16 protein-coding genes are annotated in these 17487 nt (G+C 42.6%); 6 read left to right on the top strand and 10 right to left on the bottom strand.

Annotated elements, in window-relative coordinates:
* The first annotated feature begins 74 nt into the window (after positions 1–74).
* Together K6V26_RS15695 and K6V26_RS15700 are read left to right on the top strand one after the other, a co-directional pair.
* Positions 75–368: a nucleotidyltransferase family protein gene (locus K6V26_RS15695; RefSeq protein ID WP_224263245.1), complete on the top strand. Its 294-nt coding sequence runs from the start codon at positions 75–77 to the stop codon at positions 366–368.
* A 121-nt stretch (positions 369–489) separates the two neighbouring features.
* Positions 490–648: a hypothetical protein gene (locus K6V26_RS15700; RefSeq protein ID WP_007657504.1), complete on the top strand. Its 159-nt coding sequence runs from the start codon at positions 490–492 to the stop codon at positions 646–648.
* A 211-nt stretch (positions 649–859) separates the two neighbouring features.
* On the opposite strand, the gene K6V26_RS15705 is transcribed toward K6V26_RS15700, so the two are convergent.
* The 3 genes from K6V26_RS15705 to K6V26_RS15715 all read right to left on the bottom strand — a co-directional run bounded on the left by K6V26_RS15705 (position 860) and on the right by K6V26_RS15715 (position 2423).
* The gene (locus K6V26_RS15705) at positions 860–1753 is read right to left on the bottom strand and encodes a HEPN domain-containing protein (RefSeq protein ID WP_010802343.1); all 894 of its coding nucleotides are present in this window, start codon (positions 1751–1753) and stop codon (positions 860–862) included.
* A gap of 236 nt (positions 1754–1989) precedes the next feature.
* Positions 1990–2130, bottom strand: coding sequence for a DUF3874 domain-containing protein (locus tag K6V26_RS28740; protein ID WP_081615940.1), 141 nt, complete (start codon positions 2128–2130; stop codon positions 1990–1992).
* A gap of 8 nt (positions 2131–2138) precedes the next feature.
* Complete coding sequence (locus tag K6V26_RS15715; RefSeq protein WP_224263246.1) at positions 2139–2423, bottom strand: BT4734/BF3469 family protein; 285 nt, start codon at positions 2421–2423, stop codon at positions 2139–2141.
* A 254-nt stretch (positions 2424–2677) separates the two neighbouring features.
* On the opposite strand from K6V26_RS15715, the gene K6V26_RS15720 reads away from it, so the two are divergent.
* Positions 2678–3283, top strand: a complete 606-nt coding sequence (locus K6V26_RS15720; RefSeq protein ID WP_224263247.1) for an HU family DNA-binding protein — start codon at positions 2678–2680, stop codon at positions 3281–3283.
* Positions 3284–3446: 163 nt separating this feature from the next.
* Here the strand turns inward: K6V26_RS15720 and K6V26_RS15725 are convergent, their stop codons facing one another.
* From K6V26_RS15725 to K6V26_RS15740, 4 genes are all read right to left on the bottom strand, one after another.
* Positions 3447–4889 (bottom strand): family 43 glycosylhydrolase, encoded by a 1443-nt coding sequence (locus tag K6V26_RS15725; protein WP_224263248.1) that lies wholly within the window; start codon positions 4887–4889, stop codon positions 3447–3449.
* Between the two features lie 101 nt (positions 4890–4990).
* The gene (locus K6V26_RS15730; protein WP_195585243.1) at positions 4991–6682 is read right to left on the bottom strand and encodes a RagB/SusD family nutrient uptake outer membrane protein; all 1692 of its coding nucleotides are present in this window, start codon (positions 6680–6682) and stop codon (positions 4991–4993) included.
* A 14-nt stretch (positions 6683–6696) separates the two neighbouring features.
* The gene (locus tag K6V26_RS15735; RefSeq protein ID WP_224263249.1) at positions 6697–9993 is read right to left on the bottom strand and encodes a TonB-dependent receptor; all 3297 of its coding nucleotides are present in this window, start codon (positions 9991–9993) and stop codon (positions 6697–6699) included.
* Positions 9994–10226: 233 nt separating this feature from the next.
* Positions 10227–11243 (bottom strand): FecR family protein, encoded by a 1017-nt coding sequence (locus K6V26_RS15740; RefSeq protein ID WP_224263250.1) that lies wholly within the window; start codon positions 11241–11243, stop codon positions 10227–10229.
* Positions 11244–11372: 129 nt separating this feature from the next.
* Between K6V26_RS15740 and K6V26_RS15745 the strand changes: the two genes are divergently transcribed.
* Complete coding sequence (locus K6V26_RS15745; RefSeq protein WP_129698893.1) at positions 11373–11963, top strand: RNA polymerase sigma-70 factor; 591 nt, start codon at positions 11373–11375, stop codon at positions 11961–11963.
* A 33-nt stretch (positions 11964–11996) separates the two neighbouring features.
* On the opposite strand, the gene K6V26_RS15750 is transcribed toward K6V26_RS15745, so the two are convergent.
* Together K6V26_RS15750 and K6V26_RS15755 are read right to left on the bottom strand one after the other, a co-directional pair.
* The gene (locus K6V26_RS15750; protein WP_224263251.1) at positions 11997–13439 is read right to left on the bottom strand and encodes a TlpA disulfide reductase family protein; all 1443 of its coding nucleotides are present in this window, start codon (positions 13437–13439) and stop codon (positions 11997–11999) included.
* Positions 13440–13546: 107 nt separating this feature from the next.
* Positions 13547–14611, bottom strand: coding sequence for a DUF3810 domain-containing protein (locus tag K6V26_RS15755; protein WP_224263252.1), 1065 nt, complete (start codon positions 14609–14611; stop codon positions 13547–13549).
* A 161-nt stretch (positions 14612–14772) separates the two neighbouring features.
* Here K6V26_RS15755 and K6V26_RS15760 point away from each other — a divergent pair, with 161 nt between their 5' ends.
* Together K6V26_RS15760 and K6V26_RS15765 are read left to right on the top strand one after the other, a co-directional pair.
* A complete protein-coding gene (locus K6V26_RS15760; protein ID WP_007657482.1) occupies positions 14773–15036 on the top strand; it encodes a hypothetical protein in 264 nt (87 codons plus the stop codon).
* Positions 15036–15443: a type II toxin-antitoxin system VapC family toxin gene (locus tag K6V26_RS15765; protein WP_010802334.1), complete on the top strand. Its 408-nt coding sequence runs from the start codon at positions 15036–15038 to the stop codon at positions 15441–15443. The genes K6V26_RS15760 and K6V26_RS15765 overlap by 1 nt, the downstream gene beginning before the upstream one ends.
* Here K6V26_RS15765 and K6V26_RS15770 read toward each other — a convergent pair.
* Complete coding sequence (locus K6V26_RS15770) at positions 15436–17427, bottom strand: tetratricopeptide repeat-containing sensor histidine kinase (protein WP_224263253.1); 1992 nt, start codon at positions 17425–17427, stop codon at positions 15436–15438. The genes K6V26_RS15765 and K6V26_RS15770 overlap by 8 nt on opposite strands.
* Between the last annotated feature and the right edge of the window lie 60 nt (positions 17428–17487).

Genomic DNA, 17487 nt, shown 5'->3' on the forward strand with positions numbered 1-17487 from the left:
GGATTTTACAAAGCTAAGTAATCTCCCTTTCAAAAAAAATATAACTATCTTTGACCTCATAAAAGGTAACTGCTATGAAATCGACAAATGAATACTTGACACTATTACGGCAATATATGGATTCCCATGCCGGTAAATATGGTATTGTCCGTATGGGGATTTTCGGCAGTGTTGCCCGTGGTGAGCAAACAGAAAATAGCGATGTGGGTATTTGTTTTGAAGCCCCCGCTCCTAATCTACTCACATTAGCCCGTATCAAATTTGATCTTGAAGCTTTGCTAGGACCCCGAGTCGACCTGGTAAGATTGCGTGATCGTATGGATGAGTATCTGAAACGAAATATCGAAAAGGAAGCTTTATATGTTTGACAAAAACAGGATAGTATTAATTCATTCGTGTATTCTTGATCTTTCCTTGACTAAATAGGAGAAAGATCAAGAATAATATTTATCTTTGTATCGGATTTATAAACTATAAACAATTATTACGATGGCCAAACCGATAAAAGAGACTCCAATCATATTTGGAGAAGACGCAAAGCGTTTTAATCAATCCATTAAGGATGTGAAACCAGCTTCTGACGATGAAAAAAGACGTATAAAGGAAGCTTACGAGAATATAAAGAAAATAGCAACCTTTATGATGTGAACATGAAATTAGCAAAGTTAGAAGAATTAGAAAAGATAAAACCGTTTGATTGCGGCGACGCGGATTTAAACAATTAGTTAACGATGTCGAAGACGATACAATTCCAATGTACTATGATTTGAAAGAACTGATTTAAAAATATCCTTTAATAACGATGAGTGATGCCTATATTACATAATCGAATTGCAGCAACAACAAACCTGACAAAGTTTCACAAAACTTTCTCCGCATACTCCTTAATCTTCGATTCACAAATCCGTTTTGTTATATCCCTTAACAATTCTACTTTCGGAGTTAGTTGATCGATATCCTCTTTGGTCACAACAAAATGCGGATTGTACCGGGCATCCACATAAGCAGCCTTTAATAAAGTAAAAAGCCGTTTTTCTTCAAGTGTATCTTGTGGAAAAACTGTTGCCAAATCCTCTGAATACCTTTTAGTGGAAGATGATAGTTTGGAAAGATTATGTTGCTTATTATTTCGTAAAGTATATGTCAATCGAATTGCATAGTAATAATTCTCACAGGCTTGATGAAGATTAAATGAACAAAGTTTATAATTATTCATATTCTCGTAGATAAGCTTGGTAACTCCAAGAAAATCATTTGCGTAACTAAACTTCTCATCAAAATATTCCTGCGCCTGTTCCTTTATCTCTGCATAATTTAATTTCCGGCGGCGAGCCAGTTTGTATTTACCGCTATTATACAGAACAATACCTTCCTGTTTAATCTGTGTATAGAAATATCGCCCCTCCTCCAGGTACTTATTTACTATCTTAATATCATCATTGATAAACTGAACAGGAGTATCCCGGTCAAAATCCTTTCCGGCAAAAAATATATCTTCCACGTTATCCAGAATAGTATCAGCCTTTTTACTATTGATGCCACTGGTTATCACATAGATATCATAATCGGATATTTTGACGGTAGGAATACCGCCATCTTCAATCCGTATGCTACGGCGTACATAATTTCCTCTTGCATAGCTACCATACAGAATAATAAACTCCGTCTGAGGTAATCTTTTCTGTATCTCATTAACCAGAAAGTTTAAATCTTCCTGCTTGTCTTTGGGTAAATAAGCTATCGAGTCTTTCATTATGCCTGTATTATTATGTACGATAATGTCTACAAAAGTACAAAAAGTTTACTGCCGTAACTAATCAAACTTACATACATTCATTTTTTCTGAAACTGCAATACAGTTATAAACCATCTGCTTGCTCTATGCCATATATGCCGAATAAATGTTTTCCCATTTTTTCCTTCATTTATTCATCTGCAAAGCTATAACGTTAAAAATAAACGCCTTGCAGATGAACAAAATGAAGAATATCATCCGATCTCTTCTACATGATACAAATTTCCACGCAAAGCGTGGCGAGAAGGATAGTTATTTCGGCGCAGTAAACGACCAAAGCCATTGATCGTTGTGCTACTGAAACTAAGGCGGCTACGCTTACGGATATGTTGCATGATCTCAGCTACTGATAACCAATCGCCTCCATCTTACCGACTTCGAGAAGGACAAGACCATTGTAGGCTGCCATTTTCATATCTCCGTTCTTCTTCCGGTATTCGGCACCAAAAACAATCCGGGGCAGTTTACTTGCCGCCGGACAAGGACAACCCGGAGGACACTCCTCCAGTTTTTCCCGGAATTCTTCTACTGCACGACCGGACGCACGGTCCTTCATCGTATCGACTAATTCACTAAGTGAAAAGGTTTTAACGGACTTACTTCCGTCTTTATACTGTGTTACATTCATTTGCTTGTGATCCAAGGTGTATTTTCTGCTTAAAGATAAGAAAAAAAACTATGGATAACAAGGCTTCTGTCGATTATTATTTATATCTTTAGTGCGTTATTCTTTCTTGTTTTTCAATTGTCATACGCTTATTCAACAGTAGTCTTACAAGCGTCCTACAGCAGTCGAACAAGCGTATGATAACTAACAAATAAGATATAAGAAAGCACTCCGGCATTACCGGATGCCTGGTTACACCTTAAAAAACAACTGATATGTGTGCAAGATATCGAATGGTTCGCAATCCGAACCCAACGGGAGATAAGAAAAAACAAGCGTTGCATCCGCGTGTAGTACCTTACGGAACAATCCGTACGAACGATCTGATAGAAGAGGCGGAAGCTCGCTCCGGAATGTCGGGAGCCGATCTAAAAGGGGCGTTGCGGGTCATTGCCGATGTGATGGCCAGCCGTCTGGATCAGGGATATAATGTCGAACTGGAGGAATTGGGCTTTTTCAGTGTCTCGCTTTCTTCGCGTCCGGTCATGGATAAGAAGGAGATCCGAAGCGAGTCGATCCACTTCAAGAATGTGAATTTCCGCTGTGGCAAATACCTGAAAAGCAAACTAAAGACAATGGATCTGGAACGCATGCCGGAAGGAAAAGGTGTGTTGCCCCCTTTCGGGGAACGGGTCCGCAGGCTGATGGAATACTTGGAAAAGCATCACTATATCACTTGCGGCGATTACCGGGAACTGACGGGTTGCTCCAAGTATCGTGCTTTAGAAGACCTGAAAAAACTGATCGATGAAGGTAAATTGGAGAAAAACGGGTATAGGAGCACTAGGGTTTATTCATTGCCTTCATCTGTAGAGGGTTGATAATAAGCAGATATTACTCGTAGATGAACAAATGAAGGAATTATTCCGGAAAACTTATTTTGAATAGAAGAAGTAGAAATCATTCTATTTTGAGATGAATTCAGGACTATAGTATAATGCCCAACCAAGCAAAACTATAGTCCTTTTTCCAAAAAATACCACTTCACCGAGGAGTATGGGAAGTAGAAAAAGTAAACCATTCTAAATTCATTAAGTCTTCATCCTCCGTATCCGCCGGTTCAACAGCTTTAAAGACCAATACCAACGCATGTTTGCCTGTAACCGGTTTAATTTTTGTTTCATGAACGGCATAAGCCACTTCACCCTCCATAGGAGCCAGATCACAGACTCCGAGTAACTCACCTTCCGGATCATCCAAACGAATTTCTATCTTTGCGGCCCTGTTCTTGCCCCATGTCTTACAAATAAAACGGTCGGCATCGGTAGCGGTAAAGTCATAATACTTCCAATAAGCATGATCCCCGTCACGAATACCTGCCAAATACTCTACCGGAATATCGTTCTCCGGCCTGCGTACGGATACCATCACATTGCCTGACAGCAGACAAGCCCTGGCTGCATCCATCCGATAGAACGGAGAGATGGGACCGCCGATTCCCTGTGTAGTCATTTCTACTTCAGGTATCGTGCCGTCCGGATTAAAAGTGATAGGCTCCAGACAGGCTTTCCGCATAGTACCTGTTGCAGTTGCATGGGTAGGACGATGATAAGCGATATACCATTGTCCGTCGATTTCGGTGATGCAACCATGATTGTTCACCAGATTCCTGTCACTACCCCAATTATCGATAATGACTCCTCTGTATGTATAAGGACCTAACGGAGAAGTCGCTGTCGCATAATCCAACGTAGCGCAGTTGGACTCTCCATGCCGGGAATGGCTTCCATATACCAAATAATAGATGCCGTTTCTTTTGCGGACCGAGCTGCCTTCATTGAAAAAATGCGTTTTATAGGTCAGCAAGCTGTCATGAACAGCTCCTTCTATGGAAAGCATATCCTTACTCAGCTTTGCCCCCCTGGCATGCCATTGTCCCCAAAACAGATAGGCCTGCCCGTCATCATCGATGAATACGGACGGGTCGATACCGCTTATCCCTTCCATTACCTTCCCATCCCTGAACGGACCATAAGGAGAAGAAGAAACGGCAACACCTTCATCTTCCCCACCTCCGGCCAGGCAATAATAGAGATAGTATTTTCCATCCCGGTAGATACAGTCGGGTGCAAACAAAAGCCTGTCGGTATAGTCGACCTGCTTCCCCACCCCTTCGGTGGCAAAGGAGAATTGCTCCACATGCCAGTTCACCAGATCGGAAGAAGAAAGCACGTTATAAGAATGCGAACACCAGCTGTTACCGGGTTCGTCGCGCGAACCATAAATATAGACACGTCCGTCGGGCATTTGCCTTACTTCCGGATCGGCTATAAATACGCCCGGAGGTGCTATCGGATTCAATGCCCGATGGGTGGAGACAGGAAAGACATTTTCACCTTTATCGGACAATGTCTTCTTTTCTCCTGGTTGACATCCGGCCAGTAGTCCCACCATAAGCAGACAACCTGCCAAAGAATAGTAATTCATATAAAATCAACTGTTTTTCTAATTATGATTTAAGAAGAAGCTGTATCAAAACCCCATTTTGACACAGCCCTTCAATGTTTATTACGATGGAAAGATCCAGCTTAGTTCCATCCCGGATTTTGCGTCAACGAACCGTTGGTCAGGTCGATGTCTTTAGACGGTACCGGGAACAGGTAATGCTTGGATGGATCGAATTTATACGTTTCCACATAGCGACGGGGAACACCATCCACGGTTACTGTCCTGTCGGTAGCACCGACACCGTCCAAACGCATAAAAGCACCATATACTTCGCCATTCATTCCCTCACCGGAGACTGCCACAGTCTTTTCAGCAACCTTCCAACGGCGAAGGTCGAAGAAACGCAGACCTTCATTAGCCAATTCCACACGGCGTTCGTTACGAACCAATGTCCGCAGTGCATCTTCCGATGTATAGTTGGCCGCCGTTACACGTCCGCCGCCACAACGATCACGCAATTGGTTGATAATACCGAAAATTTCAGAAGAAGCGGCAACCCCTTTCGTTTCGAGCAATGCTTCGGCATGCATCAACAATACATCTGCATAGCGGAAATAGATAACATCTACACCACCGTCCAGGATTTGGACCATGGCATGATCGCTCCAGTCGCAATACTTCTTCCAGACATATCCGGTAGATGAAGGCTCTTTCGCATCATAACGTTGTCCCGGGATACTTTCTTCTGATTCCGGGTCATAAAGTACCCATGTCATTGTTTTCGATTCACGAATCGTAGAAGTGGGATAGATAATAGATTGTGCCAGACGAGGGTCTCTATCTTTATAAGGATCTTTCGGATTATAAGTAGAACCATTTTCATGTATCAACCGTCCATCAGCCATCGGGTAAGCATCGATCAAACTTCCGGTAGGGGTAAGTGCACGAAGAGCATCTCCGCCAGACATTTCTTTCAGGAAAAATGCTTGATTCAACCGGTTACCGGTTGTGATACTTCCACTCGTATGAGCATGTTCACGTGCCAGAATAATTTCGTCCGCATCTTCGGCATTCCCGTTAAACAGGTCGGCATAAGGCGTCTCACCGGCAGTGTTGAGCGAATATTTACCAATCAATTCCGATGTAACAGCCAGCAGGTTACTATAATCATTTTCCCATAAATAAGCACGTGCTTTCAGGGCCTTACATGCTCCGGCCGTAACACGTCCTTTTCCGAGTGCTTTACCATCCAACTCCTTAATAGCCTGGTCGAGTTGACCGTGGGCAAACGCCAGCACTTCAGCCTTGGGCGTTCTGGTCTGAATTTTGGACTCTTCTTCAGTCAACACTTTTTCAATCAAAGGTACATCCCCGTACAGGGCGACTAAACGGATATAACTGTAAGCCAGAAAAAAGCGTATTTGTCCGGTAAGCGCCTCTTTTTCCGCTGTATCCAACTCTGTACATTTCTCTATGTTTTGCAGAAACTGACAGGTCATACGGATATTGGTATAGGCATAAGCCCAATTATTATTTACAACAGAAGTGGTCGTAAGATATGAACCGTTAGCAATCAATTTAATATTGGTATACCATCCCTCCCATGCCATATGGGAATTATCAGACATCGCTTCATCGAAACAAGGATGCATTTCATATTCCAACGGGAAAGAGCGGGAATATACGTCTGCAACAAATGCACGGACATTACCGGGTGTCTGCCAAAAAGTTTCTTCCGGCAATTTATCTTCAGGAAGTGCATCCAGCACGTCGTCACAAGAACAGAGTGCACATCCTACTAAAAAGACTATCGATAATAATTTATTCTTCATGATGATTTCAATTTTTAAAATGTAACATTAGCACCTATGCTATATACTCGTGAGTTCGGAAAAGAAGTGGTATTCAAGCCGTTTTCCGGGTCAAAGACTCTATATTTTGTCAACGTGAACAGGTTGGAGCCAGAGAAATAAATCCGGGTCCTCTCTACCGGTGACTTTTCGCCGAACTTAAATGTATACCCTACCTGTAAGTTCTTCAAACGCAGATAAGAGGCATCCTGTACCCAATGCGACATATTGGCATAATTGAGGCGGTTGGCCATTGTCATACGCGGATAATATTTACCGGTAGTAGGGTTCGACGGGTCGAAAGAATCATAATAATGTTCTTCCATAGCCGTTTGAGAACCCAGCGGTTCGATAATGTCGCGTCCGAGGAAACCATCGACTTTACCTACCCCCTGGAACATGGCAGAGAAATCCAATGCCTTATAATTGAATCCCAGGTTCAGGCTGAAGGTATAACGGGGTATCTGGTTACCGATAATCTTTTTGTCGGCTTCCGTAATCTTTCCGTCTTTATCCAAATCCGCGATAATAATATCACCCATTGAGAAATTTGAGTTGTATGTCAACATCACATCTTTGTATTGTTCATATTTTTCCTGCGTGTCGGCAAGTCCCAGCGTTTGCCAACCGAACAGCGCATCGATCGGTTCGCCTTCGATACGGGTAGTCAGGCTGGATGTCGGTGACTTGTATCCGTGCATATCCAGAATTTTATTCCTTACGTCAGACAACATGAAGTTAACGTTGTAACTGAAGTCACTGTTTATCTGATCCTGCCAGTTGACAGTCAATTCCCATCCGCGGTTTCTCACCTTACCTGCGTTCGAAATAGGCGGTGTGATACCTAACAGGCTGGGAGCTTCGAGGCTTAATAGAATATCATCCGTATCCCGGTTATACCAGTCGAACGTAAGACCTAAGCGATTATCGAGCACATTGACATCGAGACCGAAGTTCAGGTTCGTACTCGTTTCCCATGTGATAATGTTATTCCCCATAACACTTTCCGTCATTAATGATTGTACAGTACCATCGAATAAATAAAAACGGGTACCGCCACCTACAACAGCATACGTAGACATGCTCAGATAATTATCGATACTTTGGTTCCCCAACTTACCCCACGATGCACGCAGTTTAAGGTTCTGCACAGCACTCTTAAGCGGACTGAAAAAAGATTCTTCAGATATTCTCCAAGCGGCAGAAAAAGAAGGAAACGTACCCCAACGATGTCCGCGGGCAAATTTGGAAGAACCGTCACGACGAACATTCGCTTCAAACAGGTAGCGATCTTTGTAAGAGTAATTCAATCTACCGAATACAGAAGTCAAGGCACTATAGGTCTTATTTCCTGTGGCCGTAGCTGTGGCGGCATCACCCGGATCGATCACTTCGAAATCATCGGTCGGGAAATCTTTTCGTGAAGCAGCAGTCGTATTATATCTGAACTGTTCGCGTGATGCTCCCAACAATACATTGATATCATGGTCGCCGAATTTTTTCATATAATTGGCCGTAGCACTTAAGGTCAGGTTACGATTGCGATACCAGGTATCCGTCTTGGTATTACGGGCCACAAATATATTCTCGCTCTGTCCCGCCGGTTCGAAAGCATCGTAAATAACTTTCTTTTCAAACTTGTCCACATAAGATGTTTTACTTTCGTAGCCTAATACGCCCTTCAGGAACAATGAGTTCTCGAACAGTTTGATTTCAGGCGAAAGCAACAACGACAGCTTATCCGTTTCATATCGTTGGTAACCATATTCATCAGTCGTCATACGCACCGGATTCTTCGGTGTAGAGTGGAACGACCAGGTACCATCCGAATATTTAACCGGCATATTGGGGAATGAACGTGGTGCGTAATAATAGGCATAACCAAGTCCCGGACTCTCTTTGCTGACGTCATTGATATAAGCAATATTAGATTGAACGGTAAGCCAGTCTGCCAGATTAGCCGTCGTATTCAAACGAGTATTATAACGTTCGTATGACGACTCGATAATACCGTCCTGTTTTGCATATCCTACAGTTCCGACATACTGCACGCGGTCGTTACCTCCCGTAATAGAAATATCATGAGTATGTTGTAAAGCTGTATGTAACAGTTCATCGAACCAATCGGTATTCGCTTCATTATGATCGATATCTCCTGTACCATTCTTCATACGATCGATCTTATCCTGCGGGAATAGTAATGTCGTTCCGTTAGGCAATGCTTTGCCGTCGGCCAACATTGCACGGTTGTACAACTCCGCATACTGCCAACCTGTAGCCGATTTAGGCTGACGCGTAGCTTGTTGCCAACCGACATTTCCGTTATAATTCACTTGCACTTTACCTTCTTTTCCTTTTTTCGTTGTAATCAGAATTACCCCGTTGGCAGCACGTGAACCGTAGATAGCAGCCGAGGCCGCATCCTTCAGGACTGATATACTTTCGATATCGTTAGGTAAAACATCAGCAATACTCATCGACATACCGTCTACCAATACAAGAGGACCAGCGTTTTTCCACGTTCCTACCCCACGTACTGTGATGGTCGGATTACTCGATCCGGGTTGTCCCGACGACTTCACGACCGTCAGACCGGGAACCAAACCTGCCAAAGCATCCTTCATGGTTACGATCGGTTGACGTTCCAGCTCTTCACTCTTAACAGATGATACCGAACCGGTAAGATTTATTTTCTTTTGTACGCCATAACCTACGACAACTATTTCATCCAATGCTTGCGAATCCTCTTTCAACACAACATCCAGATGATTCTTACCGCCCAAACGAAGTTCCTGAGGGACATAACCGATATAAGAAACCTGTATGACTGCATTTGCCGGCACTTCTAAAGCAAAATCACCATCGATACCGGTAATTGTTCCTATAGTCGTACCTTTTACAGACACATTCGCACCGATAACAGGTTCACCATGTTGGTCTTTGATAACACCTGTGACTTTTTTATCTTGATTAATTTGCTGAATTTCCTGCTTCTCTGTCGACAGGATTATCTTTCTATCCACTACCGAATAACGCACATCCGTACCGGCAAACACTGTTTCCAGCACTTTAAATATATCGCTTTTCTTAGCTACGACAGAGACTCTCCGATGCAGATCGACATGTTTGATATTGAAGAAGAAAGAGAAATCTGATTGTTCCTCGATCTCATCCAACACTTCTTTTACCGTTTGGTTCCGCATCTCCAGATTCACTGTAGCCTTCTGTGCATAGCTATCTGTTGCTTGCGCCAAACCTATGGAACATAATAGTAAAAAGACTGATAACTTCATAACTCTCGGTATTTTATTTAAGATAAACCGCAGAAACTCTGCTACCCAAAACTGTTGGGTATTAAAATGTTTTTGCATAACTTTGTACTGATCTAATTAATAAAAGTGATTTACTACTGCTTGTCGCCAAACAAGCGTTTTAAATTAATTCTTTCCATCCGGTGAAATACGCCAATATTTCTCCGGATGTTTTTCTTTAGGGTGGTTTGCTTTTCATGATCTTTTCAATTAGATTAATAAATTTCTATTCTCGCTCTCTCATTTGTCGTATTCTGGGTATCCAGATAACGCCATTTTATATTCGATGATATTTTAAATATTTCCAATATACGTTCCAGGCGCTGGTTTGTGAAAGTACCGTTGAAGGCTTCACTGCGAAGACGATCATTGGATAACACAAAGTTTACATTAAAACGCTTCTCCAACATCCGCAATGCTTCCGGTAACGGAGTTGCCAGGAAAACAATCTTTCCGTCTTTCCAGGCAGTTTCTGTTTCACCGCTTGTCCGGAGCAACTTAACCTGAGAAGAGGTTGTATCATACAGCAGTTTTTGTCCGGGTTTCATCTCTACCGTAGCAAGTTTCTGATTCTTCTGATAAGCAAAGCGGACTTTCCCTTCCACCAACGTTGTGGAGATAAACGAATCTCTCTCGAATGCTTCCACATTAAAAGACGTTCCCAGGACTTCAATCTGCGTTTGACAAGGACCGGATACGATAAAACGATGCTCAGGATCTTTCTGTACTTCAAAGAATGCCTCTCCTTTTAGTTGAACATTTCTCTTTTCTCCACTGAAAGAAGAAGGATAGATCAAAGAAGATTCTGAATTAAGATAAACTTTGGAACCGTCAGGAAGGTCGACAGTCGTCGTCATTCCCGGATTTGTTTTTATCTCGATCATCCGGGCAATCTCAGTCCGGGGAGTAATGTGCTCGATGCCCCAGATAATAAGAAGGGGAACAAAGAGAATAGCTGCCACCCGCTGTACCCAGGTAAACCAATTTACGAGCGAACGTTCCTTACTCATTTTACGGTTGACGGAGGCCAAAGCCCTCTCTGTATTCACCTGCGATTCCATCCGCACCGTGCCCATTGCCTGATCGATGGCATACATTTGTTTGACAATCCGGTAATTATCTTCCGACTGCCCGATCCATTCCTCTACCATCCGGCATTCTTCTATCGTTGCCTCACCGGAACAATACCGGGGAAGAATCTCTTCTATCTTATCTATATTGAATGTTTCCATCTGCACTTTTATCCCTGTTTATATATTAGACAAGAGAACTACGACAGATTACTAAACGGGAATCCACTTTTTTTTGATATTTTTTTTCTACGACAAAAAACCTACCTTTGCAACCAGGGAGAAAGTGATATGAAAAATACCTCACAAGCGATAGATGATTCATTTCTGTTATCAGCCATGCAACATGGGGATAAAAAGGCTTATGGTACCTTATTCAGAAGATACTATCCGATGTTATGTACGTATGCAAATCGATTTGTCAGTCTGGAAGATGCCGAAGAGATCGTGCAGGATGTCATGTTATGGTTATGGGAAAATCGGGAAATACAAACCTTCAATACCTCCTTCTGCCAATACCTGTACAAGGCAGTCTACCACAGATGCATCAATCAACTTACCCGCCAACAGTCACAACTGCGGGCAGAAACGCGTTTCTACGAATATATGCTGGAAATGCTACAGGATACCGATTTCTATCAAACGGAAGAACTGAAAAAGCATATCATCGAGGCAATACATGCCTTACCGCCCAGTTACCGGGAGGCATTTGTAATGCATCGCTTTGAAAATAAAAGTTATAAAGAGATTGCCGAAATCCTGCAAGTTTCCACCCAGACGGTAAATTACCGTATCCAGCAAGCCTTAAAACAGTTACGGGTCAGTTTAAAAGATTATCTACCGATCATCTTCTTATTACTCCCCAAAAACCTGCTTTCTTAAAGGCTTACTGAATTGTAAGGTTAGATTTCAGAATCATTCACCGGCTTCCCGTAACTGTTCCGCCAGTTTATCCATATCTTCCGGGCTGGCTGCTTTCTTGAATTGCAACTCTCCCTTCTTATTGATAATAGCGCAATGAGGTATGTATAAGGCACCGTTATTTCCGAATGTATTGTAGATATCCATCTTGAAAAACTCATTAATAATAACGTGGTCACCCTTCAGATTATAATACCCGGCCATCTTCTTCCACAAAGCGGCATCGGTCGGACGGTCGATAGAAACATACAACAATACGATGTCATTCTCTTTCGCATATTGTTGCAAAGGTTTCACATGGGCAAAAGACTCACGACAAGGACCGCACCAGGTAGCCCAGATATCGATAAAAATAACTTTGCCGGCATATCGGTCGGTTATCTCTTTAAAGGAACGCACACTATCGGTGTTCAGTATATGAATGTCTTCGGGAAGCTCCTGATTGTTGAATGCGATATTTTTCTGTATCGCTTTTTCCAATGCCGGAGTCAGCGTGCTACCCGGATGTAATTCTTTAAACTGTTCGTATAAAGCCGGTATCCCCGTTGAATAACTCTCGTTCGATGCGTCTTCAAGGATCACGTTAGCCATGGCGACTTCCTGTACACGCCCTTTCAGGTTGCTTTTATACCAGTCGAAAAGTTTCTGTTTACCTTCATTCCGGTCTTTAGGCTGCTGTTTTGTTTTCATGTAAAGTTCTATACCGGCTACATTGGATATCACATCAGCAAATGCTTCGGAAAAGACATTCTCCGGCTGACTGATATCCGCATATGCCAACATTTCCGGATAGACGGCCTCCCACTCTTTCTTTGTTTCTTCCGTACCCTGATAGTTAATGCCAAAATATTGGTTCATAAAGGCCAGCAACATCTGCATACGAACGTCTTGTATCGCCCTCTTTTTGAATACATCATCCACCCCTGTAATCTTTTGCTCTATTCCCGACGCATAATCCGTCAGTTTCTGATAGACGGAAGAGGCTACTGTATCCTTTGCTACCTGGAAAGCATCGCCTCTTCGTGCTCTCAAATTAAAGACTTCTTCCTGTAAACGGGAAAGTTCTTTTACTATTTCATTTTCTTTTACCAACGTATTTTCAATACTCAGGTTATTTTCGAGGGATGCGTCGATATCGAGTACATTCTTTCCCGGTTCAGCATAAACCGTTCCCAGGTATTTTTGCCCATAAATATAGAAAGATATCTTCTCATTTCCTTTAGACAGAAGAGTGATACGATACGTACTGTCGGCTTGCAGAAACAAGGTATCCCTTTGTGTCGCATTGTATATACCATCCATTGTCGGCCGATAAACAATCGTATTACCGGAAAGATTCGAAACTTTACCTTCAAGGGTTATCGATTCCGGCGAACAACCCGTTAACCCAAAGATAGCTATACCAGCCAATACACATCCCAGTCTTTGATTTTTCATCTTATTAGTTTTAGATATTTGCTACATAATTGATATATGCAAAAGTAGAGAATTATTTTAATCCATATCTACCGTTAGGTATTTATTTCTGTTGGCTTGTTACGCGATCATTTTTCTCGTGAGGAAGCATCCAGAGCCATTAAAAGAGCGACCACTTCCGAATAATTCTGACGGCCGGAAGGAATGTTGTTTCCTTTCAAGAACCAGTTGTAGACCGTATCCTGTATATCACCGATTGTCGGGCTATACAACGTTTGCCAGTAAGCCACTTTACGGTTGTAGGCATCTTTCACATCCGGAGAGATCGTTTCTTTCCAACGGTTAAACTCCTCTTCCGGCAACAACTGGTACGCATTACCCAGCACATAAGGCAGCAAACCGAAATAAGCAGAGAAACGTATTTCCGGGACTTCGGAACGTGAACATACCAGAAAGCCGTACAGGTTTGCCTCCGCCTCATTGGAAATACCCAGTACGTGCGCCATTTCATGCGCATAGGTGAAAGGATACTGAACCGGAAGCAGATCCGGATTCAGATTGTATTCAGTAAAGAACGGCCCCATATATCCCAGTACGCCTACACCGCTCATCAGGGCCGGGACCAACATCGGTTTCGGATGCAGGTAAGTTGCAGGCGGGACCAAGCCGAAACGTCCTGCTATTTCCCGGTAGCTTTTCTCTACTTCCTTCGCCACGATAGCCTCGTCGATCTTCCCGACAGGAACAAAAGACGCATTCAACGCCTCCGTATAGTCGGTCAGAAACGAACGGAAGTTATCCTCCGAATAGGCTGCATAAGGGACTTCCGCCCGGGCATAGAAATTCATCCTGAAATAATTCATTCCCCAGGCCATATAGAACCAGACATATACCCAAAGCAAAAATTCCGCCATCCGTCCGATGGTTCTCAGCCACGGACGCCGTTTCACAATCGCATAAACCAGGTATATTACCAGTCCGGCAATACTGCCGTAAATAAAGCAATCACCGATTGAAAAGGGGAAAAGAGAAGAAAAACGGGACAACACCGCCGAAAATACCGGATAGACCGTACGGGCATACCACTCTCCCATCACAGGAAAAGACATAGTCGTCCGGATAAATACCAGCAAGACCGCCAGTACCACCCAGCGCAAACGTATATTTTGAATCACATTCTTTACATTCATCATGCAAACAAAGATAGATAATCCTATTCACTCTCCAAACGGATTATGAATTTATACCGAGTTGATTTCCCCATTTACCATCACTTTAAAACAAAAAACAACTTAAATATACCGCCACTTTAAAACAAACGAGCTATCTTTGTAAAAAAGAAAGGAGAAACTTTATGGAACAGGCATTAAATCCCGTAGATTGGTATATGAAACTGTTGGCTCCATTAAGTCCGGATATAAAATTAGACTTAATCAGCAAATTGTCTGAATCTTTAAAAGACACGCATACATATTCAAAAAAAACCTCATCCAAATCTTCCGATTTCTTCAGTGCATTATCAGGAGCTTGGGAAGATGATACTTCTGTTGAAGATGAAGTCCGGAAAATCAGAGAAAGCAGAACCAGTAACCAAACTCGAATAATAGACGAATTTTAATGAAAACTAAAGGTTATCTGTTAGACACCAATATCTGCATATCTATGCTTAAGAACAAATATGGTGTTCGCGAGGCGATATTAAAAGCCAAAGCTGAAAATTGTTATGTATCTGAAATAACTTTAGGAGAACTCTATTTTGGTGCATCATTCAGTGACAATAAAAAAGAACGTTTAAAAGATGTTGCCTTTATAGTAGACCGTTTCAAAGTAATTTCCGTTTCAGGAACATTACCTTTATTTGGGGATATCAAAGCTAATTTGAAAAGAAAAGGAACATTAATTGATGATTTTGATATCTTAATAGGATGTGCAGCTATTCATAACAACTTAATCCTGGTTACAGACAACATAAAACATCTGGAAAGACTGCCTGGAATTTTCATCGAAAACTGGACAGTTAGATAGGATGCACAAATATAAACCGTGCCCCGCCGGTATAAGCAGGATCGACAGTTAGCGTGCCACCGAAAAGTCCGGCGATCGTACGACAAATAGGCAGGCCCAGACCGGCTCCCTGCTTGAATTCATCCACCTTTTCGAAACGATTGAAGATGCTTTCCTGTTTGTCGGGAGGTACACCGCAACCGGTGTCCGTGACAGAGAAAATAACTTGCATCTTCTCTTTGTCGACCTGATAATCGAGGTTGATCTCTCCCTGAGCGGTGAATTTGGCGGCATTGGTCAACAGGTTCAGCAATAATTGCTGCAAACGAAGTATGTCGGTCTTCATGACAAAATCCTTTTCCGAACAGGTCAGAGTCAAGTTTACACCCGGCTGTATTTTCTGCTGCACACTCTTTTCAACATCCTTACAACATGCATAAATATTGCACTCTTTGAGGTTCAGATTATAAGACCCCGATTCCAGACGCGATAGGTCGAGAACGTCATTTACCAGGTCGAGCAACAAGTCCGAATTATTATTGATGATCCGGATAAACTCTTTCCTTTCTTCCTCGTCCGCATCTTCCAGCAAACCGGAAAAGCCGACGATCGCATTCAACGGCGTCCGTATCTCATGGCTGATGTTGGCGACAAACGCAGACTTCAGCCGGTTGGATTCCTCCGCCTGTTCTTTGGCTATACGCAGTTTATCGGTCGTATCGATCAATACCCCGCGTTCCTTTTGCAAGTCATCCTTCAGTTTGCGGACATGGTAAACGTAACGAAGTAAAAAAGAGAACAGCAACAACAGCACACCGAAAAAGACAAGCGAGACAGTCAGTTGGGTTTGCTTTTGAGATAACTGTTCCTTCTGGTAAACCAGGCGTTGCTCCTGTATTTTCTGTTCATTCAGATCATGCAGTGTACGGAGCTGGTTTAGCTGGCGGGTGAAAGCCTTAACATTTATCTGTTCTACAAACGTCAGCAGTTGATCGTAAAAGACCAGCGCCTCCTCTTTCTTTCCGGCCGCTTTCAGTATCTCAGCCTTCAATTTAAGAGGTTCGGTAGAATAATCGACAGACAATACTTTATCTATTTCACGGATCGCCTCGGGATACTTTTTCACATAAAAATAATACCGGGCCATCGCCAGGTTGTATACCGAGATCAGAAAAGGGTCATTCCTGTTCGTATCGTCCACATAAGAAGACGCCTGTTGCATAGCCTTCTTCGCCTCTTTCGGTTTATCTTCTGCAATATATAAGTTCGTATAATAGGAATACAAGAAACAATACTTCTGCCGGAACGGATAATTCATCCATTTAGCTGGTTGTTCACTCTCCATCATATGTATTACAGACTCATAATAAACAAGGAGCGACCTCATTTTCTCCAATTCATTAAGCCTCAGGTAAGCAATCAAGAGGAAGGGCGTCAGTTGCATTTCATAATCAGGTTGCCCCCCGGACTCTTTCAGCAAGCTCATCCCTTTTTCAAGAGCGGTCGCAGCATCCCGGTCGCGACCGATCATGATATAAATCAATCCCAAGTATTCATTACTCGAGATAGTTCCTTGCAAATTACCGGTCTCATCCGACAGCATCTGAAGACGCACGGCTTCATTCATCGCCAACTCGTATTCTTCATTATTCAGGTAATAACGACAATAATAATTCAGGAAATCAAACGCCTCATGAGGAGTTTCCTTGCGAACCTTCGTTACCGAATCGAATATCCCTCCCCAATATAGCAGGCTATCCAGTTTATTCAGGTTGCAATAATAACGTCCCAATCCGGAAAGGGCATAATAATAATGATTCATAGAATCGACCGGAGCCGCCGTTTCCATGAGTTGTTGCAGATAACCGACTTCTTCCGGCGTTTCCCAGTTCAGCCGAGACAACCCGAGCAATGACTTTAGTTTCACTTTCACATCCGTTGTATTCCGAAGAACGGACAACAAACTATCCTGACCTGATTTCTTTTGATTTTCAAAACTATTCATACCCAAACAGTAATCAAATCCACTCAACAAGATCAGATTAACGATAATAAAAAACCCTCT

The sequence above is a fragment of the Parabacteroides goldsteinii genome, from assembly GCF_020091425.1.
GTDB lineage: Bacteria > Bacteroidota > Bacteroidia > Bacteroidales > Tannerellaceae > Parabacteroides > Parabacteroides goldsteinii.